Raw genomic sequence first — 20,104 nt, forward strand, 5'->3', positions numbered from 1 at the left:
GCATCCATCGTTTGCCGCCGTCGTGCGCAGCTATTGAAATGATAGCAAGCACCCGATGAAGGACAACGAGGACAGCGACACGCTCGTGGCCAGCATGCCCGAAGTGGTCGACCAGGTCGCGCTCGCGAGGCTCTATGGCGAGCCACTGTTCGCGATGCCGAAGGACCTGTACATCCCGCCGGAGGCATTGCAGGTCTTCCTCGAGGCCTTCGAGGGCCCGCTCGATCTGCTGCTCTACCTGATCAGGAAGCAGAACTTCAACATCCTCGACATCCCGATGGCGGGGCTCACGCGGCAGTACCTGAGCTACGTCGACGAGATCCGCCAGACCAACCTGGAGCTCGCGGCCGAGTATTTGCTGATGGCCGCGATGCTGATCGAGATCAAGTCGCGCATGCTGCTGCCGCCCAAGAAGGTGGCCGACGGCGAAGAGGCCGAAGACCCGCGCGCCGAGCTCGTGCGCCGCCTGCTCGAGTACGAGCAGACCAAGCTGCAGGCCGCCGCCATCAGCGCGCTGCCGACCTACGGACGCGACTTCTGGAAGGGGCAGGTCTACATCGAGCAGTCGCTCAAGCCGCGCTTTCCGGATGTGAACGTGATCGAGCTGCGCGACGCCTGGGCCGACATCATGAAGCGCGCCAAGCTCGTGCAGCACCACAAGATCTCGCGCGAGGAGCTCAACGTGCGCGAGCACATGAGCATCGTGCTGCGCCACCTGCAGGGGCAGCGCTTCGTCGAATTCGAGAAGCTGTTCGACGTGTCGCGCGGCGCGCCGGTGCTGATCGTCACCTTCATCGCGATGCTCGAGCTCGCGAAGGAAACGCTGATCGACATCACGCAGGCCGAGGCCTTCGCGCCGATCTACGTGCGGCTGGCCTACTCGCCCGCCTGAGCCTCTTTCCTACTTCCGAGAAATCCGCCGTGCACGACTTCGACGTCCTCATCGTCGGCAGCGGCCTTGCAGGCCTCTCCGCCGCGCTGCACCTGGCGCCCACGCACCGCGTGGCCGTGCTGACCAAGCGCGCGCTCAACGACGGCTCCAGCGCCTGGGCGCAGGGCGGCATTGCCGCGGTGCTGGCCGCGGGCGACAGCTTCGACGCCCATGTGGAAGACACGCTGATCGCCGGCGCGGGCCTGTGCGACCCCCAGGCCACGCGGCTGGTCGTCGAGGGCGCGCCTGAGGCCATCGCCTGGCTGCGCGAACTCGGCGTGCCGTTCTCGGAGGAAGGCGGCGGCCTGCACCTGACGCGCGAAGGCGGCCACAGCCAGCGCCGCATCGTGCACGTGACCGACGCCACCGGCGCGGCCGTGCAGCGCACGCTGATCGAGCAGGTGCGCCGCACGCCCAACATCTCGCTCTTCGAGCACCACACGCTGGTCGACCTCGTCACCGGCACCGGGCTCGGCCTGAAGGATCCCGCCTGCGTGGGCCTCTACGCGCTCGACGACGAAACCGATGAAGTGCTGGCCTTCCGCGCGCCGCACACCATCCTGGCCACGGGCGGCGCGGGCAAGGTGTACCTCTACACCACCAACCCCGACACCGCCACCGGCGACGGCATTGCCGCGGCCTGGCGCGCGGGCTGCCGGGTGTCGAACATGGAATTCATCCAGTTCCACCCGACCTGCCTCTACCACCCGCACGCCAAGTCCTTCCTGATCAGCGAGGCGGTGCGCGGCGAAGGCGGGCTGCTCAAGCTGCCCGACGGAACGCGCTTCATGCCAAAGCACGACGAGCGCGCCGAACTCGCGCCGCGCGACGTGGTGGCGCGCGCCATCGACTTCGAGATGAAGAAGCACGGGCTGGACTGCGTGCACCTGGACATCTCGCACCAGCCGCCGGCATTTCTTAAAGAACATTTCCCCAACATCCTCGCGCGCTGCCTGGAACTGGGCATCGACATCACGCGCGAGCCGATTCCGGTGGTGCCGGCCGCGCACTACACCTGCGGCGGCGTGCTGAGCGACCTGGCCGGGCGCACCGACCTGCCCGGCCTCTATGCCATTGGCGAGACCGCCTGCACCGGGCTGCATGGCGCCAACCGCCTTGCGAGCAATTCGCTGGTCGAGTGCATGGTGTTCGCACGCGCCGCGGCCGCCGCCATTGCCGCGGCACCGGCGCGCGAGCGCACTGAACTGCCGGCCTGGGACGAAAGCCGCGTGACCGATGCCGACGAGGCCGTGGTCATCTCGCACAACTGGGACGAGCTGCGCCGCTTCATGTGGGACTACGTCGGCATCGTGCGCACCAACAAGCGCCTGGAGCGCGCGAGCCACCGCATCGCGCTGCTGCAGGCCGAGATCCAGGAGTTCTACGCGAACTTCCACGTCACGCGCGACCTGCTCGAACTGCGCAACCTGGTGCAGGTGGCCGAGCTGATCGTGCGCTGCGCCCAGGCCCGCCACGAAAGCCGCGGGCTGCATTTCAGCCGCGACTATCCTTCGCTCGCCGAACCGACCGCACCGACCGTGCTGGTGCCCTCGGCGGACTGAAACCCACCCGCTTTTCACGTTTTTCTTCACTCAAGGATGCCCGGCCACCGACGCCCGCAGGGAGAAACCCAACCATGTCGAACACCACCACCCCACCGCCGGAAACCACGCCAGCCTCGCCCTACGGCACGCTGCCGCCGGCCTCGCTGCCCGCCTCGCGCAAGCCCCTGAGCCTGCCGCGCCTGGCCGACATGCATGCGCGCGGCGAGAAGATCTCGATGCTCACCGCCTACGACGCCACCTTTGCGGCCATGGCCGATGCGGCGGGCATCGATTGCCTGTTGGTCGGCGATTCGCTCGGCATGGTCTGCCAGGGCCTTGCGAGCACCGTGGGCGTGACGCTGGACGCCATGCGCTACCACACCGACAGCGTCTCGCGCGGCCTGCGCCGTGTGCAGGGCACGGCCTGGCTGATTGCCGACCTGCCCTTCGGCAGCTACCAGGAATCGCGCGAGCAGGCCTTGCGCAGCGCCACGGTGCTGATGCAGGCCGGCGCCCACATGGTCAAGCTCGAAGGCGGCGGCTGGACCACCGAGACGGTGCGCTTCCTGGTGGAGCGCGGCATCCCGGTGTGCGCGCACCTGGGCCTGACGCCGCAGACCGTGCATGCGCTGGGCGGCTACCGCGTGCAGGGCAAGGGCGACGCCGGCGCGCTGCTCAAGCAGCAGGCGCATGCGCTGCAGGACGCGGGCGCCACCATGGTGGTGCTCGAGATGGTGCCGGCCGCGCTGGCCGCCGAGCTCACCGCCGAACTCAAGCACTGCGCCACCATCGGCATCGGCGCCGGCAAGGGCACCGCCGGCCAGGTGCTGGTGTTGCACGACATGCTGGGCATCAACCTCGGAAAGATGCCGAAGTTCGTGCGCAACTTCATGGCCGATGCGCCGGGCGTGCTGCCCGCCCTCAAGGCCTACGTGCAGGCCGTCAAGGACGGCAGCTTCCCCGACGACCAACTCCACGCCTGGTAAGGAAGGAACCGAGACATGTACATCGCACACACCATCGACGAGCTCCGCAGCCACCTGGCCGCCTTCGAGCGCCCCGCCTTCGTCCCCACCATGGGCAACCTGCACGAGGGCCACCTCGCGCTCGTGAAGCAGGCCAAGCCGCTGGGCGACGTCACCGTGGCCAGCATCTTCGTGAACCGCCTGCAGTTCCTGCCGCACGAGGATTTCGACACCTATCCGCGCACCTGGGACAGCGACTGCGAGAAGCTGCGCACGGCCGGCTGCGGCGTGCTGTTTGCACCCGACGAAAAGGCGCTCTACCCCGAGCCGCAGACCTGCAAGGTGCATCCGGACCCGGCGCTTGCAGACATCCTCGAAGGCCATTTCCGCCCGGGCTTCTTCGTCGGCGTGTGCACGGTGGTGATGAAACTCTTCCAGTGCGTGCAGCCGCGCGTGGCGGTGTTCGGCAAGAAGGACTACCAGCAGCTGATGATGATCCGCCACATGGTGCGGCAGTTCGCGATGCCGATCGAGATCGTGGGCAGCGAGACCTTCCGCGCCGACGACGGGCTTGCGCTGTCGTCGCGCAACGGCTACCTGAGCGAGGCCGAGCGCGTGGAGGCCGTGCAGCTCTCGAAGGCGCTGAAGGCCATGGCCCAGGCGGTGCAAGCCGGCGAGCGCGATTTGGCCGCGATCGAAGCGCGGGCAATGCAGGCGCTGGCGCAGCGCGGCTGGCAACCGGACTATCTTGTGCTGCGGCGCCGCTCCGACCTGCAGGCGCCCAGTTCCGCCAATCTGGCTGGCGAGCCGCTCGTGGCGCTGGCCGCGGCGCGGCTGGGCGGCACGCGGCTGATCGACAACCTCGAAATCGACGCCATGCCCTCATGACCTACAGCGTCAAGGAAATCTTCTACACCCTGCAGGGCGAAGGCGGACAGGCCGGCATGCCGGCCGTGTTCTGCCGCTTCGCGGGCTGCAACCTCTGGACCGGCCGTGAGGAAGACCGCGCCACGGCCGTCTGCCGTTTCTGCGACACCGATTTCGTCGGCACCGACGGCACGCTGGGCGGCAAGTTCAAGAATGCCGAACTGCTGGCCGACACCATCGCCGCGCAATGGCCGGCCGACGACGCCGAGCACCGGCTGGTGGTGCTGACCGGCGGCGAGCCGCTGCTGCAGGTGGACGCCGCACTGGTCGACGCGCTGCATGCGCGGCGCTTTCGCATCGCGGTGGAAAGCAACGGCACAGTCGCCGCGCCCGAGGGCATCGACTGGCTCTGCATCAGCCCCAAGGCCGGCGCGCCGTGGGTGCAGCAGCGCGGGCAGGAACTCAAGCTGGTGTGGCCTCAGACCGAATTCGATCTCGACACGATGGCGCGCACCGGCGAGTTCACGCACCGCTTCCTGCAGCCGATGGACGGGCCCGACCGCGTGGCCAACACCGAACTGTGCATTGCCGAATGCATGCGCCATCCGGCGTGGCGCCTCAGCGTGCAGACCCACAAGATCACCGGCATCCGCTGAGCGCGGACATTCTTCAGATGCGATTCACCATCAGCCAACGCTTTTTCTTCGACGCCGCGCACACGCTCAAGCGCGAGATCGAAGCCGAAGGCAGCCGCCGTATCCACGGCCACACCTACCACGCCGAAGTCTGGCTCGCGGGCCAGCGCGATCCCGTCACAGGCATGGTCGTCGACCTGGGAGTGCTGCGCCGCCGGCTCGGCGACGTGCGCGAGCAGCTCGACCACCACCTGCTCGACGACGTGGCGGGGCTGCATCCGCCGACGCTCGAGAACCTGTGCCTGTTCATTGCAGATGCGCTGCCGGAATTCAGGCCCTCGCTCGCGCGCGTGCGCGTGTGGCGCGAGGCGCTGGGGGACAGCTGTACGCTGGAGTTCTAGGTTTTTCTCCCTCCCCTCCCGGGGGAGGGTCGGGGTGGGGGCACGGCAGCCTTCACTCTCGCGCGGCCTCGAAGGCGGGCAGCCCCCATCCCAGCCTTCCCCCGGCGGGGGAAGGAGCAATGCACAGTCAGGCCGCGCCGATGCCCGCGACCAGGCTCCCCGGCGCCTGCCCATTCTTGAGCCCCGCCGTGAACGCCAGCATCCGGTCGATCGGCACCCTCGCGCGCAGCCCCAGCGCCGGGTCGACGTGGATTTCTCCCGCGCCCGTTTCCAGCGCATTCGCCAGTTCCACGAGCCCATTCATCGCCATCCACGGGCAATGCGCGCAGCTCTTGCAGGTAGCGCCGTTGCCGGCCGTGGGTGCCTCGATGAAGGTCTTGCCGGGGTTCAGCGTGCGCAGCTTGTGCAGCATGCCGGTATCGGTGGCGACGATGAATTCCTTCGCGTCCATGCGCTGCGCCGCATTCAGGATCGCCGAGGTCGAACCCACCGCATCCGCCAGCGCGATCACATCGGCCGGCGACTCCGGATGCACCAGCACCTTTGCGGCCGGATGCGCCTTCTTGAGCAGTTCGAGCTCGAGCGACTTGAACTCGTCGTGCACGATGCAGGCGCCGTTCCAGCTCACCATGTCGGCACCGGTCTGGCGCTGGATGTAGTCGCCAAGGTGGCGGTCGGGGCCCCAGAGGATCTTGCGGCCCTGGGCGTGCAGCGCGCTCACCACGTCGAGCGCGCAGCTCGAGGTGACGAGCCAATCGGCGCGCGCCTTCACGGCCGCGCTGGTGTTGGCGTAGACCACCACGGTGCGGTCGGGGTGCCGGTCGCAGAAGGCGCTGAACTCGTCGACCGGGCAGCCCAGGTCGAGCGAGCAGTTGGCGTCCAGGTCGGGCATCAGCACGCGCTTCTCGGGCGAGAGGATCTTGGCGGTCTCGCCCATGAAGCGCACGCCCGACACCACCAGCGTCTGCGCCGCATGGTCGCGGCCGAAGCGCGCCATCTCGAGCGAATCGCTCACGATGCCGCCGGTTTCCTCGGCCAGGTCCTGCAGGTCGGGATGCACGTAGAAGTGCGACACCATCACCGCATTGCGCTCGCGCAGCAGGCGGCGGATGCGCTCCTTGAGTGCGATGCGCTCATCTTGCGAAGGCTCGGACGGCACGCGGGCCCAGGCGTGGCGCGTGTCGCAGGCCGCGCCGGCGCCGGCCGCGGGTTGTTCGTAGTCGACGTCGATGACGAAAGAAGAAGGGGCAGCCATGGACGCGCTCAGCCTTCCTGGAAACGCATCGAAAAGTCGATGGCCTTCACGTCCTTGGTGAGCGCACCGACGGAGATGCGGTCCACGCCGGTGCCGGCCAGCGTGCGCAGGCCCTCGAGCGTCACGCCACCCGAGATTTCGAGCACGGCCTTGCGGTCCTCGCCGGCTTCGGCGTTGATGCGGACGGCCTCGCGCAGGGTCGGCAGGTCCATGTTGTCGAGCAGCACCATGCGCGCGCCCGCCTCGAGTGCCTCGCGCAGCTGCGCCAGGGTTTCGACCTCGACCTCGACGAAGGCCGCGCGCTGCGCCGCCGGCGCCACCGCACGCAGCGCCGCGGCCACGCCGCCGGCCGCGGCAATGTGGTTTTCCTTGATGAGCACCGCGTCGTAAAGGCCGATGCGGTGGTTCACGCCGCCGCCCGTGCGCACCGCGTACTTCTGAGCAAGGCGCAGGCCCGGCAGCGTCTTGCGGGTGTCGACGATGCTCGCGCGCGTGCCGCGCACGGCGTCGGCATAAAGCGCCGTCTTGGTGGCGACCGCGCTCAGCAGCTGAAGGAAGTTGAGCGCGGTGCGCTCGGCCGTCAGCAGTGCGCGCGCCGTGCCCTCGATCTCCAGCACGGTCTGGTCGGCCGCGCAGCGCTCGCCCTCGCCGCACAGCCAGCGGATGCGGGCCTGCGGATCGAGCTGCCGCACGGTGGCTTCGACCCAGGGCGCGCCGCAGAGCACGGCCGCCTCGCGCGCCAGCACGCGGGCATGGGCGCGGCGGCCGGGGTCGACCAGCGAGGCGGTCAGGTCGCCGTCCGCCACGTCTTCCTGCAGGGCGCGGGCGGCATCGGCCTGGGCCAGCGCGGCCACGGCCGGCGCCGAAAAATCAAAGCGAGGGCTCATGGCTGTCTTGTCTCTTCAGTCTTGTGTGTAGTTCATGGTCATGGCATGCGGCCCGGACGCCTCTAGGGCCGCACCGACTCGGGCACCGGATCGCGGCCGGTCAGCGAGGCCACCGCCTCCTGCGGGCTCAGCCGGCCGTCGAGCAGCGCGACCACGCCTTCCGCAATGGGCATTTCCACGCCCAGGCCGCGCGCACGCTGCACCACGGTGCGTGCGCAATAGACGCCTTCGGCGACATGGCCCAGCGAAGCGACGGCCTGCGCCAGCGTTTGGCCCTGGGCCAGCAGCAGGCCCACCTTGCGGTTGCGAGAAAGGTCGCCGGTGGCCGTGAGCACCAGGTCGCCCAGGCCGGAAAGGCCCATGAAGGTTTCGGCGCGCGCGCCGAGCGCCAGCCCGAAGCGCGTCATTTCGGCCAGGCCCCGCGTGATGAGCGCCGCGCGCGCATTGAGCCCCAGCGCCAGGCCGTCGCAGAGGCCGGTGGCAATGGCCAGCACGTTCTTGACGGCACCGCCGACCTCCACGCCCACGATGTCGTCATTGGCATAGACGCGCAGGGCCGGGCCGTGGAAGGCCTGGACCAGCGCGTCGCGCACCGCGGCATGGGGGCTTGCGGCCACCAGCGCCGTCGGGCGGCCCTCGGCGACTTCCTGCGCAAAGCTCGGGCCGCTGAGCACGCCGGCCATCAGTTCAGGCGCGACCTGCCCCCAGATTTCGTGGGCCAGCAGGCCGTAGGAGGCGGGAGACGAAGCATCGAGCGCGGGTTCGACGCCCTTGCACAGCCACGCGACCGGCGCGGTCGTGCCGCGCAAGGCGATGAGCTGCTGGCGCAGCGCGGCCATGGGCGTGGCCACCACGACGAGTTCGGCGCCCGCCCGGGCCTGGTGCAGGTCGCCGGCGCGCACCGTGAGTGCGGGCGGCAGTGCCAGGCCGGGCAGGTAGCGGACGTTTTCGCGCGCCTTGGCAATGGCCTCGGCCTGGGCCGCATCGCGCGCCCAGAGCGTGACCTCGTGGCGGCCCGCCGCATTGACAGCCAGCGCCGTGCCCCAGGCACCGGCGCCATGAACGCAGATCTTCATCGGCGTTGCGGCGCTGTGCCGGCTTTACTGCGTGACGATCGGCGAGGGCTGGCCGGCGGCCTGCGCCTGCTGCTGCTCGTACATCGCCTGGAAGTTGATTTCCGCCAGGTGCACGGGCGGGAAGCCGCCGCGCTGGATCACGTCGGCCACGTTGCCGCGCAGGTAGGGATAGACGATCTGCGGGCAGGCGATGCCCAGGATCGGGCCCATCTGGTCTTCGGGCAGGTTGCGGATCTCGAAGATGCCGGCCTGCTTGGCTTCGACCAGGAACACGGTCTTGTCCTGGATCTTGGTCTGCACGGTGGCCGACACGGTGATCTCGAAGATGCCTTCGGCCACCGGCTGGGCGTCCACGCCAAGCTGGATGTCGACCGTGGGCTGCTCCTGCTCGAGCAGGATGGCGGGCGAATTGGGCTGTTCGAGCGACAGGTCCTTGAGGTAGACGCGCTGGATCTGGAAAACGGGATCTTGGGCTTGCTGGTCGGCCATGGCTGAACTTTCGAGGATCAAAACAATGCCCGCCGGGGAGAGCTTCCCGCAGCGGGCTGCAGATGAATGAGCAGGCGATTATCGCCCCGCGGCCGGACCACTTCCGTGACGCCCGGCTGCTTTGTGTGTCAGGCGCCTTGGAGCAGGGGCACCAGGCCGCCGCGGCCGTCCAGCGCCACCAGGTCGTCGCAGCCGCCCACGTGGGTGTCGCCGATGAAGATCTGCGGCACCGTGCGGCGCTGGGTGATCTCCATCATGGTGCTGCGGGCCGCGGGATCGCTGTCGATGCGAATTTCTTCGATCTCCTCGACACCCTTGGACTTGAGGATCTGCTTGGCGCGAACGCAGTACGGGCAGAAGGCGGTGGTGTACATCTTGACGGCTTGCATACGCTTTACCTTGGGGAAGCCTCAGGCTTTTTCAACGGGCAGGTTAGCCTCTTTCCAGGCCTTGAGGCCGCCGGAAACCGCTTGGGCCTGCTCGTAGCCCAGTTTCTTGGCCATGGCCACGGCGCGCTGGGCGCGGGCGCCGGTGGCGCACACCAGCAGCAGCGGCACCCCCTTGTTCTTGACCGCGCCGGTCAGTTTTTCCTCGAGCTGGTTCAGGGGCACGTTCTTGGCGCCGATCATGTGGCCGGTGGCGAACTCCTCGGGTTCGCGTACGTCGACCAGCACCGCGCGTTCGCGGTTGATGAGGTGCACCGCGCCCTGGGCCGTGAGCGTGCCGCCGCCGGCACCGCGCACGAGCGGCCAGGCCAGCATGCCACCCGAGCTGAGTGCGATCAGGATCAGCATCCAGTTCGCGGTGACGAATTCGATCAATTTCACGGGGGTTCCTTGGATGGCAAACCCGGGATTTTAGAATGCTGGTTTTCCCAAGCGCTGCCAAAGGCTTCCCACATGCACAAACTGGTACTGATCCGCCACGGCGAATCGACCTGGAATCTCGAAAACCGCTTCACCGGCTGGACCGATGTCGACCTGACCGAAACCGGCATCGAGCAGGCCAAGCAGGCCGGCCGGCTGCTCAAGGCCGAGGGCTACGACTTCGACGTCGCCTACACCAGCGTGCTCAAGCGCGCCACCCGCACGCTCTGGCACACGCTGGACGAACTCGACCGCACCTGGCTGCCCGTGGTGCATTCGTGGCGCCTGAACGAGCGCCACTACGGCGCCCTGCAGGGCCTCAACAAGGCCGAAACCGCCAAGAAGTACGGCGACGAGCAGGTGCTGGTCTGGCGCCGCAGCTATGGCACCCCGCCGCCGCCGCTGGAAGCCGACGACCCGCGCAGCGAGCGCTCCGACGTGCGCTACGCCAAGCTTTCGCCCGAGCAGGTCCCGCTGACCGAATGCCTGAAGGACACGGTGGCACGCGTGCTGCCGTTCTGGAACGAATCGATGGCGCCGGCCATCCGCACCGGGCGCCGCCTGGTGGTGGCGGCGCACGGCAACTCGATCCGCGCGCTGGTCAAGTACCTCGACGGCATCTCCGACGACGCCATCGTCGGCCTGAACATCCCGAACGGCATTCCGCTGGTCTACGAGCTCGACGACGAGCTCAAGCCGCTGCGGCACTACTACCTCGGCGACGCCGCGGCCGCCGAAAAGGCCGCCGCAGCGGTGGCCTCGCAGGGCAAGGGCTGAAAAAAGAAAGCCCCTCGGCGGCGCTCCCCCGTGGAACCCCGGCAGGCAATTTGCTTCCAAGCTGTGTATATTGGTTTGACAGCCGACAAGGACAATCACTCATGATGGGTCAGAAACTGAAGATTACCGGCTGGGTTGCCGCCGGCGCCGTTGCCGGCGTCTTGACCACCGTCTCGTTGCAGACGGTTGCACGCGGCTCGCTCGCGCCGCTCCCGCTCGAGGAATTGCAGCAGCTCGCCGCGGTGTTCGGCATGGTCAAGAGCGACTATGTCGAGCCGGTCGACGAGAAAAAGCTCATTTCCGACGCCATCTCGGGGATGGTGGCCGGGCTCGACCCGCATTCCCAGTACTTCGACAAGAAGTCCTTCAAGGAATTCAGGGAAGGCACCACCGGCCGCTTCGTCGGCGTGGGCATCGAGATTTCCCAGGAAGACGGGCTCATCAAGGTGGTGTCGCCGATCGAGGGCTCGCCGGCCTTCCGCGCGGGCCTCAAGCCCAACGACCTGATCACCAAGATCGACGACACGGCCGTGCGTGGCCTGTCGCTCAACGAGGCCGTCAAGCGCATGCGCGGCGAGGCCAACACCAAGGTGCTGCTGACCATCTTCCGCAAGGACGAGAGCCGCACCTTCCCGGTCACGATCACGCGCGAAGAAATCCGTACCCAGTCGGTGCGCGGCAAGGTCATGGAGCCGGGCTACGGCTGGATCCGGCTGTCGCAGTTCCAGGAACGCACGGTCGACGACTTCGTGAAGAAGGTCGAGGACATCTACAAGGAAGAGCCCAACCTCAAGGGCCTGGTGCTCGACCTGCGCAACGACCCGGGCGGCCTGCTCGACGCGGCCGTCGCCATCTCGGCCGCCTTCCTGCCCGAGAACGTCACGGTGGTGTCGACCGACGGCCAGCTGGCCGAGAGCAAGTCCGTCTACAAGGCGGCGCCCGAGTTCTACCAGCGCCGCACCGGCAGCGATCCGCTGCGCAACCTGCCCGCGGCGCTCAAGACCGTGCCGCTGGTGGTGCTGGTGAACGAAGGCTCGGCCTCCGCGAGCGAGATCGTGGCCGGCGCGCTGCAGGACCACAAGCGCGCCACCATCATGGGCAGCCAGACCTTCGGCAAGGGCTCGGTGCAGACGGTGCGCCCGCTCGGACCGGACACGGGCCTCAAGATCACCACGGCGCGCTACTACACGCCGAGCGGTACCTCGATCCAGGCCAAGGGCATCGTGCCCAACGTGCTGATCGACGAAAGCGCCGAAGGCAGCCCGTTTGCCGCCCTGCGCATGCGCGAGGCCGACCTCGAAAAGCACCTGGCCAGCGGCCAGGGCCCCGAAACGAAGGACCCGGAACGCGAAAAGGCCCGCGACGAAGCCCGCAAGCGCCTCGAGGAAGAAGCCAAGAAGCCGCCGCAGGACCGCAAGGTGCCCGAGTTCGGCACCGACAAGGACTTCCCGCTGGTGCAGGCGCTCAACCGCCTCAAGGGCCAGCCGGTGCTCGTGAGCAAGACCCAGGTCATCGTCGAGAACAAGGAAGAAAAGAAGGAAAACTGAAGCCGCGCTGCCACCAAGGCGGCCCGGGGCGCGCATGGACGATCACGACCTGCTGCGCTATTCGCGGCACATTCTTCTCGAAGAGTTCGGCATCGACGGGCAGGCGCGCGTCGGTGCCGGCCACGCGCTGGTGATCGGCGCGGGCGGCCTGGGCTCCCCGGTTGCGCTGTATCTCGCGGCCGCCGGCGTCGGGCACATCGCCCTTGTGGACGACGACGAGGTCGATCTCACCAACCTGCAGCGCCAGGTCGCCCATACCAACGACCGCGTGGGCCGGCTCAAGGTCGAATCGGCCGCCGAGGCCATGCGCGCCATCAACCCCGACATCGCCATCGAGACGCACGCCCTGCGCGCCGACGAGGCGCTGCTTTCGCGCCTGGTCGCGGCCGCGGACGTGGTGGTCGACTGCTGCGACAACTTTGCCACGCGGCACGCCGTCAATCGCGCCTGCGTGGCGCATGGCAAGCCGCTGGTGGCGGGCGCCGCGATCCGCTTCGACGGCCAGCTGAGCGTGTACGACACGCGCGACCCGGCGTCCCCCTGCTATGCCTGCATCTTTCCGCCCGACGCGGCCTTCGAGGAAACGCGCTGCGCGGTGCTTGGCGTGTTCGGCCCGGTGGTCGGCACCATCGGCACGCTGCAGGCCAGCGAAGCGCTGAAGCTGCTCGCGGGCATCGGGCCCTCGCTGGCAGGCAAGCTCCTGATGTTCGACGGCCGGCGCACCGCCTTCGATACGCTGAAGATCGCGCGCGATCCGCACTGCGGCGTGTGCGCGCAGCGCCCGGCCTGAAGAAGCGCCCTTCTCAAGGCTGCCGGGCGCCCTTGGCCCGAGCGGCGCCCTTGGCGGGGGCTCCGGGGGTCGGGCGATTCGCTTCCGACAGCACGCCCTTGCAGTCCGAATCCTGCCCCGGTCCGGTCTCGATGGTCGCGGCCAGCCCCAGCAGCGGGTTGACGGTGCCCAGCGCGAGCGCCGCCAGGCCGCGCCCTGCCAGCGGAACCACCTTGACGCCGCCCGTTGGCGAACCGAAAGTGCCGCCGATGACCAGCGGCGTGCGCAGCGAGAGGATGTTCTTGCTCTTGGGCTCCGGGCGGACCACGAAGTCGAGCGTTTCGGTCGCGAGGTTGGCTTGGCCGGTGGCATAGAACACGGCATTGGTCGTGTCCAGCACGAGGGTGCGCCCGGTCATCAGCCCCTTGTTCACGTCGAAGGCCATGGCCGCGCAGCGCAGCTCGACGTTGCGGTCGCCGCGCAGCAGGAACTTGATGATGTCGCCCCCCACGAGCGTCGCGAAGACCGGCAGCAGGTTGCCGAACTGGCCGTGCCCGGAAATCACCGCGACGTCGCCGGAAGCGCCTCCGAGCCAGTTGGCCACGGAATTGCCGGCGCCCGACAGGTTGATGCGGCCGTCGAGCCGGCCCACGCTGTTGCCCGTGGTCTCCAGCTTCGGAAACACCCGGGCGAGCTGCATGCCGCGCAGGTCGAGCGAGGCGCGGATGTCGGCCGGATCCTTCGCGCCGTCGATGCGGATCGCGCCGGCCAGCTTGCCGCCGCCCACGCCCAGGTCGAGCGGATCGAGCGTCAGCACGCCGTTGTTCAGCTTGACCTGCACGCTGCCGCGGTCGAGCGGCACGTCGCGCACGTTGCGGATGCGGTCGGCCGTGTACTTGACCTCGGCGTTCATGGCGCGCAGGCGCTCGAAGTCGAGCTTGGCGCTGGGCAGCACCTTGGCGCCCGGGGCACGCTTCGCCTTGATGGTGGGCGGCGGCGCGACGCCCTCGACCGCCTTGGCCGAGCGTTCGGTCGGCGGCAGGCCGATGAGCGGGCCCAGGTCGTCCATGTCCATGACCTTGGAGCGCAGCTCCCCCGCCAGGTGCGGCACCTGGCCGGCCTTGTCGAAGCGCATGTCGCCGGCAATGTCGGAAAGGCCGAGCCGGCCCTTGAGCCCGGCCACCTCCCACAGCTTGCCGCGCTTGCGCAACTCGCCGCTCAGCGCATAGGGAGAGGTTTCCGGCAGCGCGATGCCCAGCAGCGGGAACAGCGCGCCAAGGGTCTGGCCCTTGAGGTCGAACGTGGCCTGGATGCCGTCGAGGTCGGCAAAGTCGGTCACCGTGCCCGAGGCCTTCAGCCGCGTCTGGCCGGCCGCGGCATCGACCTCCAGCGGGAACGGTGGCTGGCCGGCCGCCTTGAGCTGCAGCACGTTGCCGGTGCGGCCCTCGGCCGTCAGCGGCTGGCCTTTGTAGCGGCCCTTGATGCGGTAGCTGAGCGGGAGCGTTCCCCGGCTGGTGTCGTAGCTCACGTCCGCATGCAGGTCGACGCCCAGGTGGGTGGCCAGGAAGTCGACCGCGCCGCTGTCGACCTGCATCAGGCCGATGACGGGCACGGTGCCGGCATCGGAGGTGTCCTTGCCGAGCGCCCAGGTGCGGCGTCCGTCCGGCTCGATCTGCAGGCCCAGCGTGGGCGAGGACAGCGCCAGGCGCGGGATCACGACCTTGCGCGAGACGAGGGGCCAGAGCCGGATGTCGAACTCGGCGCGCTCGGCCTTCACCAGGTAGGGCTCGCGAGCCCAGGGCGGATTGGCAAACTCGATGCCGTCGGCCTTGACGGTGGCGCCGCGCAGGCCGATGCCCACGTCGAGCCGGCGCGTGATCTCGAACTTGCGCCCGGTCTTCTCGCTGACGTAGCGGTTGACCGGTCCGCGCAAGGTGTCCCACGGAAAGAACGCCAGCAGCACCGCCAGTGCGGCAAGCAGCAGCACGAAAGCCGCAAGCAGCTTGAGCCAGAGCGGCCGGTCGCGAAGCACGTTCGTTGCCATGCCGACGGGATATATCGGCCGCAGTGCATCGCGGGTCGGCAATGGACCGCAGAAACCGTGAGGCAATGCCTACGGAGGGGCCCCGCCAGCGCCTTCGTCAGAACGCGCCTACAACACCCTTCCTCCGAAACTTGCATGATGCTCGTCGGCGGCGCCACAAATTTCCGGTGTGCAGGCATTCGCCAGCGGGGCGTCGAAGACACCTGCCAACGTCAGAGGAAGCGCGGTTCGGCATGGAGACAAGATTGCAGACCTACATCGTCGAAGACAACCTCACGATCCGTGAAAACCTCATTGGCACCCTGGAAGAACTCACCTGCACGACGGTGGTCGGCTTTGCCGAAACCGAGGCCCATGCGAGGCAGTGGCTGCACGACCACAGCGAGGAGTGGGACCTGGCGGTGGTCGACCTTTTCCTCAAGCAGGGCAGCGGCCTGGGCGTGCTGCAGGCCTGCACCTCACGCCGGGCGAACCAGAAGGTGGTGGTGCTCAGCAACTACGCAACGCCCGACATCCGGCGGCGCTGCGCCGAATTCGGCGTGGATGCGGTGTTCGACAAGTCGAACGAGATCGACGCGCTGGTCGACTTCTGCATCCTGGAGGCGGTGGCTCACCGCCCCACCGGCGGCACCGGCGGCACCGGTTGAAGAAAAAGCCGCAAGGCGGCTGCTTCCATCAATCGATCAGCTTGTTCTTCAGTGCGTAGTACGTGAGGTCGCTGTTGGAGGACAGGTTCATCTTCTCCATGAGGCGCGTGCGGTAGGTGCTCACGGTCTTCACCGACAGCGACAGCGTCTTGGCGATGTCGCCCGCGGTCTCGCCCTTGGCGAGCTTCAGGAACACCTGGAACTCGCGCTCCGACAGCTGCTCGTGCGGCGCGGCATCGTCCTTGCGGTCGAGCTGGCGTGCCAGCAGCTCCGCCACGGCCGGCGTGATGTAGCGGCGGCCGAGCGAGATGGTGCGAATGGCGTTGACGATCTCCATCGGATCGCATTCCTTGTTGAGGTAGCCGCTCGCACCCTGGCGGATGAGATTCATCGCGTAGTGCTCTTCGGGATAGCCGCTCAGGATGAGGATGCCCACGTCCGGCGCCTTGGCGCGGATCATGGCGAGCGCGTCGATGCCGCTCTGCCCCGGCATGGAAAGGTCCATCACCAGCACGTCGAGTTCGGTGGTGCGCACGAGCTCGATGGCCTCGCGCCCGCTGGCGGCTTCGCCGGCCACGCGCAAATCGACGTGTTCGGAGAAGAACTGCCTGAGGCCAGATCTGACGATGGCGTGGTCGTCCACAATTCCAATTTTGATCATCTGTTACTTTCTTCGTTGTGCCGCGCCTGCGCAAGCCGCAGCATGCCGGTCCCCTGCTTGTTGTCAATTATTCACGAACTTGTGTTGAAAGCACCTTCGAAAGTTTCATGCATTGGCTAGCCCCTCCAAAAATGGCCGTGAGCCTGCTGCTCGCGGCGCTGGCCGCGCTGGCCCTCGTTGGGATCAACGAGGCCGGCTACCGCCAGTCGAGCCGCGCCCTGGCAGACATCGACGCGGCGCTGAAGGTGCGCGGTACGCTCAACCAGATCCTGCAGAACATGCTCGATGCCGAAACCGGCCAGCGAGGCTACCTCCTGACGGGCGAAGCCAGCTACCGGCAACCCTACGACACGGCGGTCAAGCAGGTCGACGGCCACCTTGCGGCGCTACGCCAACTGTACGCCGAACGCCCGGCCGAGCGTACGCGGCTGGCGGAGCTTTCGAAGCATGTGCTGCGCAAGATCGCTGAAATGGACATGAGCGTGCGGCTGCGGCAGGACGGCAAGGACGAGGCCTGGAAATTCGTCATCACGACGGACGTGGGGCGCGAGGAAATGGATTCCATTCGCAAGGCCGCCGGCGAATTGGCGGAGATCAGCAACCAGACCCTGCACCAGAGCCAGATCCAGGTGATGAAGTCGCTGCGGCTCGCGCGCATCGGCACCGCCATCGTCGCGCTTGCCGCGTTCCTTGCCTTCTTCCTGTACCTGCGGCAGGCGCACGCGCTGCGCTCCATCGGAGAGCGCCAGCAGGAAACACTGCAGCGCGAGCGCAATGCGCTCGAAGACGAAGTGCGCGAACGCACCGCATCGCTGGCCGAACTGGCCACGCACCTGCAGGACGTGCGCGAAACCGAGCGCGGCTATCTCGCGCGGGAGTTGCACGACGAACTCGGCTCGCTGCTGACCGCCGCCAAGCTGGACGTGGCACGCCTCAAGTCGCGGTTGCTGGAGGCGCCCGACGCCACCCAGCGGCTGCAGCACTTGACCGAGCTGCTCAACAGCGGCATCGCGCTCAAGCGCCGCATCATCGAGGACCTGCGGCCGTCGTCGCTGTCGAACCTCGGGCTGGTCGCGTCGCTCGAGATCCTCGGGCGCGAGTTCGCCGAACGCTCGGGCATCCAGGTCCAGATGGTGCTCGAACCGGTGGCCATGGACGAATCGCGCCAGCTCACGATCTACCGCATGGTGCAGGAGAGCCTGACCAACATCGGCAAGTACGCCGAGGCCAGCGAAGCGACGATCGTGCTGAAGAACTACGAGAACCACGCGGTCGTTGAAGTGGCCGACAACGGCAAGGGCTTCGACCCCCAGCGCATCCGTCCGTCGACGCACGGCCTGGCCGGCATGCGCCACCGGGTCGAGGCGGCCAGGGGCAGGCTCACGATCTCGTCGACGCCGGGCCGCGGCACCCGCGTGAGCGCCATGCTGCCGATCGCGAAGACGCTCTGAGCGCTTGCCGGCACCCCTGCGGTATTTCTGCACGGATCGGCGCGCAAGGAACTCGGCCATCTCCTACGCTCCCCGCGCCCAGCCGCTGACAGCCCCTCGCAGGGGGGTCCACTTAAGGTTGGCCACGTGCCGTTCATTTCCTCTTGGACGCGCAATTTCCAAACAACGAGCGAAGCCTCGAAGGAGTCCACATGTTGTATTACGCAGTGGTGTTTCTGGTCATCGCACTGATCGCCGCCGTGTTCGGCTTCGGTGGCATTGCGGCCAGCGCGGTAGGGATCGCCAAGATCCTTTTCGTGATCTTCGCCGTGCTTGCCATCGCCAGTTTCCTGGCCGGCTTGCTACGACGCAAGTAGCGTAGGTACGATCCACAGGCTCCCGCAATTCATCTCCCCGGAAAGGAAAGATTCATGAACACGACCAAGACTCCCTCGCAACTTGCCGACGAGGCCCGCCAGACCGCCAACGATGCGGTGGAAACGACCCGGGCCTATGCACAGAACGCGGTGAATGCGGCCGGCGAGAAGGTCCGCGAATTGCGCCGCGACGCGGAACCCGCGGTCGAACAACTGGCCGCACGCGTGCAGCAGGCCGTGCAGCGCGGCCTCGACGCCGCCTCCACCACCAGCGCGCGCGCACAGCGCCGGCTGGAACAGGCAGCCGACGTCACCGGACGCTACATCTCCGACCAGCCCGTGCGATCGGTGCTGATTGCGGCCGCCGCCGGCGCCGCGATCACCGCCCTCATCGTGCTGGCCAGCCGCAACCGCCGGGACGACTATTGATCTGATCCGCTGAAGGCACGCAGGCAGTTCCACCCGTTCCGCGCACCATGCTTCATCCGATTTTTTCCACGGTGCTCGGGCATCCGGAACTCATCGCCGACCACGCCGCCAACTACGCGGCACTGGTAAGACAGGAGGCCTCGGAAGCGGGGCGCGGGATCGTTGCCCGCATCGTGGCCGGCGTGCTGGCGGTCGGCAGCGCCCTGCTGGCCCTGGGGCTCATCGGCGTGGCCGTGCTGATGGGCGTGCTCCACGGCAGCTTCCACTGGGTGCTGGTGGCGGTGCCCGGCGTCGCGCTGGTGATCGCCGCCATTTGCGCCTGGATGGCGGTCCGGCCCTTCCCCGGCTATGGATTCGACGACCTGCGCGCCCAGGTCGACGCCGACCTCCGGGCGCTGCACGAAGCAGGAGTTCGCCATGGACGGCACTGAGCGCAGCTTCCTGACGCCGCAGGAGCGGCTGGCCATCTCGCGCCGTGCGCTCGTCAGGCAGTTGAATGGCGAGGACGAGCCGGCGGACGACGGCGGCCGCGGCCGGCGCCACGCCGCGCAGGAACGTCCGGAAGGAATGCATGCCGCCGGCGAAGCGGCGGACCACCGGCGGGCCTCGCCGGCGCGCGGCCGCAACCAATGGGTTTCGATGGCCCGCAGCATGACCGAGCGCTGGTGGCGCCGCCATCCGGCCCATGCGGTGGGCCAGCTCGCCCGCCCTTTGCTCGAACACTATGCCCGCAAGGAGCCCGCCAAGCTCATGGCGCTGGCGGCCGCCACCGGGGCGGTGATCGTGCTGACCAAGCCGTGGCGCCTGCTCTCCTTCACGGCGGTGCTGGCGGCTGTGCTCAAGACATCGGACGTGGCTGACGTCGTCAACACGTTGATGCAGAAAAACACCAGCCCACGAAAGGATTCTCCATGAATGCCAATGCTTCCACCGCCACGGGCGCGGCACAACACCAGCGCCTGGTGCTCGACGAGCAGGCCATCGGCGCCGCCGCCAAGAGCCTCGACGAAGGCGCGGTCACGCCGAGCTACGGCCCCTGGCGCGACGATGTGCTCAAGCTGCTGAACGACGCGCTGGCCACCGAACTGGTTTGCGTGCTGCGCTACAAGCGCCACTATTTCACCGCCAACGGCGTGTCGTCGCCCAAGATCGCCGAGGAATTCATGGTGCACGCCAACCAGGAATCGGCCCATGCCGACCGCATCGCGGAACGCATCGTCCAGCTGGGCGGGGAGCCGGACTTCGCGCCGACGCACCTGCTCGACCGCAGCCACGCGAGCTACGACGAATCCACCGACCTGCAGGCCATGGTGCGCGCCAACCTCGTGGCCGAGCGCATCGCGGTGGAAACGTACCGGCAGATGATCGCGCTGATCGGCGACAAGGACCCGACCACCCGCCGCATGCTGGAAGACATTCTTTCCGACGAGGAAGAGCACGCGGACGAGCTCAAGGACTGGCTCGGCCACTGAGCGCGATTCCTGAGGCCGCAACAGCCCTCTCTCCC

Annotated in this window: 24 protein-coding genes; 16 read left to right on the forward strand and 8 right to left on the reverse strand. The window is 68.0% G+C overall.

All coding sequences use genetic code 11. The annotated features are described in order from the left end of the window. The first annotated feature begins 55 nt into the window (after positions 1-55). From AC1DMS_RS15080 to AC1DMS_RS15105, 6 genes are all read left to right on the forward strand, one after another. Entirely contained in the window at positions 56-892 is an 837-nt protein-coding gene (locus AC1DMS_RS15080; RefSeq protein ID WP_015866865.1) for a segregation and condensation protein A, read from the forward strand. 29 nt (positions 893-921) lie between these two features. After that, positions 922-2,493: an L-aspartate oxidase gene (gene nadB, locus AC1DMS_RS15085; protein WP_478181319.1), complete on the forward strand. Its 1,572-nt coding sequence runs from the start codon at positions 922-924 to the stop codon at positions 2,491-2,493. Positions 2,494-2,567: 74 nt separating this feature from the next. Continuing rightward, positions 2,568-3,461, forward strand: coding sequence for a 3-methyl-2-oxobutanoate hydroxymethyltransferase (gene panB / locus AC1DMS_RS15090; RefSeq protein ID WP_436301663.1), 894 nt, complete (start codon positions 2,568-2,570; stop codon positions 3,459-3,461). Between the two features lie 15 nt (positions 3,462-3,476). Beyond that, positions 3,477-4,328 carry a pantoate--beta-alanine ligase gene (panC, locus tag AC1DMS_RS15095; protein WP_478079322.1) on the forward strand — a complete coding sequence of 284 codons (852 nt, stop codon included), beginning with the start codon at positions 3,477-3,479 and terminating at the stop codon, positions 4,326-4,328. Further along, a complete protein-coding gene (queE, locus tag AC1DMS_RS15100) occupies positions 4,325-4,963 on the forward strand; it encodes a 7-carboxy-7-deazaguanine synthase (RefSeq protein ID WP_478083745.1) in 639 nt (212 codons plus the stop codon). Before panC ends, queE begins: the two co-directional genes overlap by 4 nt. Positions 4,964-4,980: 17 nt before the next feature. After that, positions 4,981-5,343 carry a 6-carboxytetrahydropterin synthase gene (locus AC1DMS_RS15105; RefSeq protein WP_015866870.1) on the forward strand — a complete coding sequence of 121 codons (363 nt, stop codon included), beginning with the start codon at positions 4,981-4,983 and terminating at the stop codon, positions 5,341-5,343. Between the two features lie 127 nt (positions 5,344-5,470). On the opposite strand, the gene nadA is transcribed toward AC1DMS_RS15105, so the two are convergent. The 6 genes from nadA to AC1DMS_RS15135 all read right to left on the reverse strand — a co-directional run bounded on the left by nadA (position 5,471) and on the right by AC1DMS_RS15135 (position 9,844). After that, on the reverse strand, positions 5,471-6,598 hold the full coding sequence (nadA, locus tag AC1DMS_RS15110) for a quinolinate synthase NadA (protein WP_478081303.1): 1,128 nt from the start codon (positions 6,596-6,598) through the stop codon (positions 5,471-5,473). An 8-nt stretch (positions 6,599-6,606) separates the two neighbouring features. Next, entirely contained in the window at positions 6,607-7,485 is an 879-nt protein-coding gene (gene nadC / locus AC1DMS_RS15115; protein ID WP_027730177.1) for a carboxylating nicotinate-nucleotide diphosphorylase, read from the reverse strand. A 62-nt stretch (positions 7,486-7,547) separates the two neighbouring features. Then, positions 7,548-8,561 carry an NAD(P)H-dependent glycerol-3-phosphate dehydrogenase gene (locus AC1DMS_RS15120; RefSeq protein WP_062365694.1) on the reverse strand — a complete coding sequence of 338 codons (1,014 nt, stop codon included), beginning with the start codon at positions 8,559-8,561 and terminating at the stop codon, positions 7,548-7,550. A 24-nt stretch (positions 8,562-8,585) separates the two neighbouring features. After that, on the reverse strand, positions 8,586-9,050 hold the full coding sequence (gene secB, locus AC1DMS_RS15125; RefSeq protein ID WP_015866874.1) for a protein-export chaperone SecB: 465 nt from the start codon (positions 9,048-9,050) through the stop codon (positions 8,586-8,588). A 128-nt stretch (positions 9,051-9,178) separates the two neighbouring features. After that, positions 9,179-9,439 (reverse strand): glutaredoxin 3, encoded by a 261-nt coding sequence (grxC, locus tag AC1DMS_RS15130; RefSeq protein WP_015866875.1) that lies wholly within the window; start codon positions 9,437-9,439, stop codon positions 9,179-9,181. A 21-nt stretch (positions 9,440-9,460) separates the two neighbouring features. Further along, positions 9,461-9,844, reverse strand: a complete 384-nt coding sequence (locus tag AC1DMS_RS15135) for a rhodanese-like domain-containing protein (RefSeq protein ID WP_370880715.1) — start codon at positions 9,842-9,844, stop codon at positions 9,461-9,463. A 105-nt stretch (positions 9,845-9,949) separates the two neighbouring features. Between AC1DMS_RS15135 and gpmA the strand changes: the two genes are divergently transcribed. From gpmA to AC1DMS_RS15150, 3 genes are all read left to right on the forward strand, one after another. Next, on the forward strand, positions 9,950-10,693 hold the full coding sequence (gene gpmA, locus AC1DMS_RS15140) for a 2,3-diphosphoglycerate-dependent phosphoglycerate mutase (protein ID WP_015866877.1): 744 nt from the start codon (positions 9,950-9,952) through the stop codon (positions 10,691-10,693). A gap of 104 nt (positions 10,694-10,797) precedes the next feature. Beyond that, positions 10,798-12,240 carry a S41 family peptidase gene (locus AC1DMS_RS15145; RefSeq protein WP_026284207.1) on the forward strand — a complete coding sequence of 481 codons (1,443 nt, stop codon included), beginning with the start codon at positions 10,798-10,800 and terminating at the stop codon, positions 12,238-12,240. Between the two features lie 34 nt (positions 12,241-12,274). Next, positions 12,275-13,030, forward strand: coding sequence for a HesA/MoeB/ThiF family protein (locus AC1DMS_RS15150; RefSeq protein WP_478181320.1), 756 nt, complete (start codon positions 12,275-12,277; stop codon positions 13,028-13,030). Positions 13,031-13,043: 13 nt separating this feature from the next. On the opposite strand, the gene AC1DMS_RS15155 is transcribed toward AC1DMS_RS15150, so the two are convergent. Continuing rightward, complete coding sequence (locus tag AC1DMS_RS15155) at positions 13,044-15,053, reverse strand: AsmA family protein (protein WP_412511692.1); 2,010 nt, start codon at positions 15,051-15,053, stop codon at positions 13,044-13,046. 233 nt (positions 15,054-15,286) lie between these two features. Here AC1DMS_RS15155 and AC1DMS_RS15160 point away from each other — a divergent pair, with 233 nt between their 5' ends. Beyond that, positions 15,287-15,700, forward strand: coding sequence for a response regulator (locus AC1DMS_RS15160; RefSeq protein ID WP_478181321.1), 414 nt, complete (start codon positions 15,287-15,289; stop codon positions 15,698-15,700). A gap of 28 nt (positions 15,701-15,728) precedes the next feature. Here the strand turns inward: AC1DMS_RS15160 and AC1DMS_RS15165 are convergent, their stop codons facing one another. Continuing rightward, a complete protein-coding gene (locus AC1DMS_RS15165; protein WP_015866882.1) occupies positions 15,729-16,361 on the reverse strand; it encodes a response regulator in 633 nt (210 codons plus the stop codon). 131 nt (positions 16,362-16,492) lie between these two features. Here AC1DMS_RS15165 and AC1DMS_RS15170 point away from each other — a divergent pair, with 131 nt between their 5' ends. From AC1DMS_RS15170 to AC1DMS_RS15195, 6 genes are all read left to right on the forward strand, one after another. Further along, complete coding sequence (locus AC1DMS_RS15170; RefSeq protein ID WP_015866883.1) at positions 16,493-17,812, forward strand: CHASE3 domain-containing protein; 1,320 nt, start codon at positions 16,493-16,495, stop codon at positions 17,810-17,812. Positions 17,813-18,003: 191 nt separating this feature from the next. After that, positions 18,004-18,168, forward strand: coding sequence for a DUF1328 domain-containing protein (locus AC1DMS_RS15175; protein ID WP_015866884.1), 165 nt, complete (start codon positions 18,004-18,006; stop codon positions 18,166-18,168). Positions 18,169-18,222: 54 nt separating this feature from the next. Next, on the forward strand, positions 18,223-18,597 hold the full coding sequence (locus AC1DMS_RS15180; RefSeq protein ID WP_021008789.1) for a hypothetical protein: 375 nt from the start codon (positions 18,223-18,225) through the stop codon (positions 18,595-18,597). 47 nt (positions 18,598-18,644) lie between these two features. Then, complete coding sequence (locus tag AC1DMS_RS15185) at positions 18,645-19,028, forward strand: TMEM134/230 family protein (RefSeq protein WP_015866886.1); 384 nt, start codon at positions 18,645-18,647, stop codon at positions 19,026-19,028. Continuing rightward, positions 19,015-19,512, forward strand: coding sequence for a hypothetical protein (locus tag AC1DMS_RS15190; protein WP_062365688.1), 498 nt, complete (start codon positions 19,015-19,017; stop codon positions 19,510-19,512). Before AC1DMS_RS15185 ends, AC1DMS_RS15190 begins: the two co-directional genes overlap by 14 nt. Next, positions 19,509-20,069, forward strand: coding sequence for a ferritin-like domain-containing protein (locus tag AC1DMS_RS15195; RefSeq protein ID WP_015866888.1), 561 nt, complete (start codon positions 19,509-19,511; stop codon positions 20,067-20,069). Before AC1DMS_RS15190 ends, AC1DMS_RS15195 begins: the two co-directional genes overlap by 4 nt. Positions 20,070-20,104: the final 35 nt, after the last annotated feature.

This window comes from Variovorax sp. 05T418 (assembly GCF_056396385.1).

Excerpts from the sequence above, each read along its gene's own strand:
- AC1DMS_RS15185 (WP_015866886.1), top strand. The coding sequence starts at position 18,645 with ATGCTTCATCCGATTTTTTCCACGGTGCTCGGGCATCCGGAACTCATC.
- secB (WP_015866874.1), bottom strand. The coding sequence starts at position 9,050 with ATGGCCGACCAGCAAGCCCAAGATCCCGTTTTCCAGATCCAGCGCGTC.
- queE (WP_478083745.1), top strand. The coding sequence starts at position 4,325 with ATGACCTACAGCGTCAAGGAAATCTTCTACACCCTGCAGGGCGAAGGC.
- AC1DMS_RS15155 (WP_412511692.1), bottom strand. The coding sequence starts at position 15,053 with ATGGCAACGAACGTGCTTCGCGACCGGCCGCTCTGGCTCAAGCTGCTT.
- AC1DMS_RS15165 (WP_015866882.1), bottom strand. The coding sequence starts at position 16,361 with ATGATCAAAATTGGAATTGTGGACGACCACGCCATCGTCAGATCTGGC.
- AC1DMS_RS15080 (WP_015866865.1), top strand. The coding sequence starts at position 56 with ATGAAGGACAACGAGGACAGCGACACGCTCGTGGCCAGCATGCCCGAA.
- AC1DMS_RS15160 (WP_478181321.1), top strand. The coding sequence starts at position 15,287 with ATGGAGACAAGATTGCAGACCTACATCGTCGAAGACAACCTCACGATC.
- grxC (WP_015866875.1), bottom strand. The coding sequence starts at position 9,439 with ATGCAAGCCGTCAAGATGTACACCACCGCCTTCTGCCCGTACTGCGTT.
- panC (WP_478079322.1), top strand. The coding sequence starts at position 3,477 with ATGTACATCGCACACACCATCGACGAGCTCCGCAGCCACCTGGCCGCC.
- nadC (WP_027730177.1), bottom strand. The coding sequence starts at position 7,485 with ATGAGCCCTCGCTTTGATTTTTCGGCGCCGGCCGTGGCCGCGCTGGCC.
- AC1DMS_RS15195 (WP_015866888.1), top strand. The coding sequence starts at position 19,509 with ATGAATGCCAATGCTTCCACCGCCACGGGCGCGGCACAACACCAGCGC.
- AC1DMS_RS15180 (WP_021008789.1), top strand. The coding sequence starts at position 18,223 with ATGAACACGACCAAGACTCCCTCGCAACTTGCCGACGAGGCCCGCCAG.
- AC1DMS_RS15120 (WP_062365694.1), bottom strand. The coding sequence starts at position 8,561 with ATGAAGATCTGCGTTCATGGCGCCGGTGCCTGGGGCACGGCGCTGGCT.
- AC1DMS_RS15175 (WP_015866884.1), top strand. The coding sequence starts at position 18,004 with ATGTTGTATTACGCAGTGGTGTTTCTGGTCATCGCACTGATCGCCGCC.
- AC1DMS_RS15135 (WP_370880715.1), bottom strand. The coding sequence starts at position 9,844 with ATGCTGATCCTGATCGCACTCAGCTCGGGTGGCATGCTGGCCTGGCCG.
- AC1DMS_RS15170 (WP_015866883.1), top strand. The coding sequence starts at position 16,493 with ATGGCCGTGAGCCTGCTGCTCGCGGCGCTGGCCGCGCTGGCCCTCGTT.
- panB (WP_436301663.1), top strand. The coding sequence starts at position 2,568 with ATGTCGAACACCACCACCCCACCGCCGGAAACCACGCCAGCCTCGCCC.
- nadA (WP_478081303.1), bottom strand. The coding sequence starts at position 6,598 with ATGGCTGCCCCTTCTTCTTTCGTCATCGACGTCGACTACGAACAACCC.
- AC1DMS_RS15190 (WP_062365688.1), top strand. The coding sequence starts at position 19,015 with ATGGACGGCACTGAGCGCAGCTTCCTGACGCCGCAGGAGCGGCTGGCC.
- gpmA (WP_015866877.1), top strand. The coding sequence starts at position 9,950 with ATGCACAAACTGGTACTGATCCGCCACGGCGAATCGACCTGGAATCTC.
- AC1DMS_RS15145 (WP_026284207.1), top strand. The coding sequence starts at position 10,798 with ATGGGTCAGAAACTGAAGATTACCGGCTGGGTTGCCGCCGGCGCCGTT.
- AC1DMS_RS15105 (WP_015866870.1), top strand. The coding sequence starts at position 4,981 with ATGCGATTCACCATCAGCCAACGCTTTTTCTTCGACGCCGCGCACACG.
- AC1DMS_RS15150 (WP_478181320.1), top strand. The coding sequence starts at position 12,275 with ATGGACGATCACGACCTGCTGCGCTATTCGCGGCACATTCTTCTCGAA.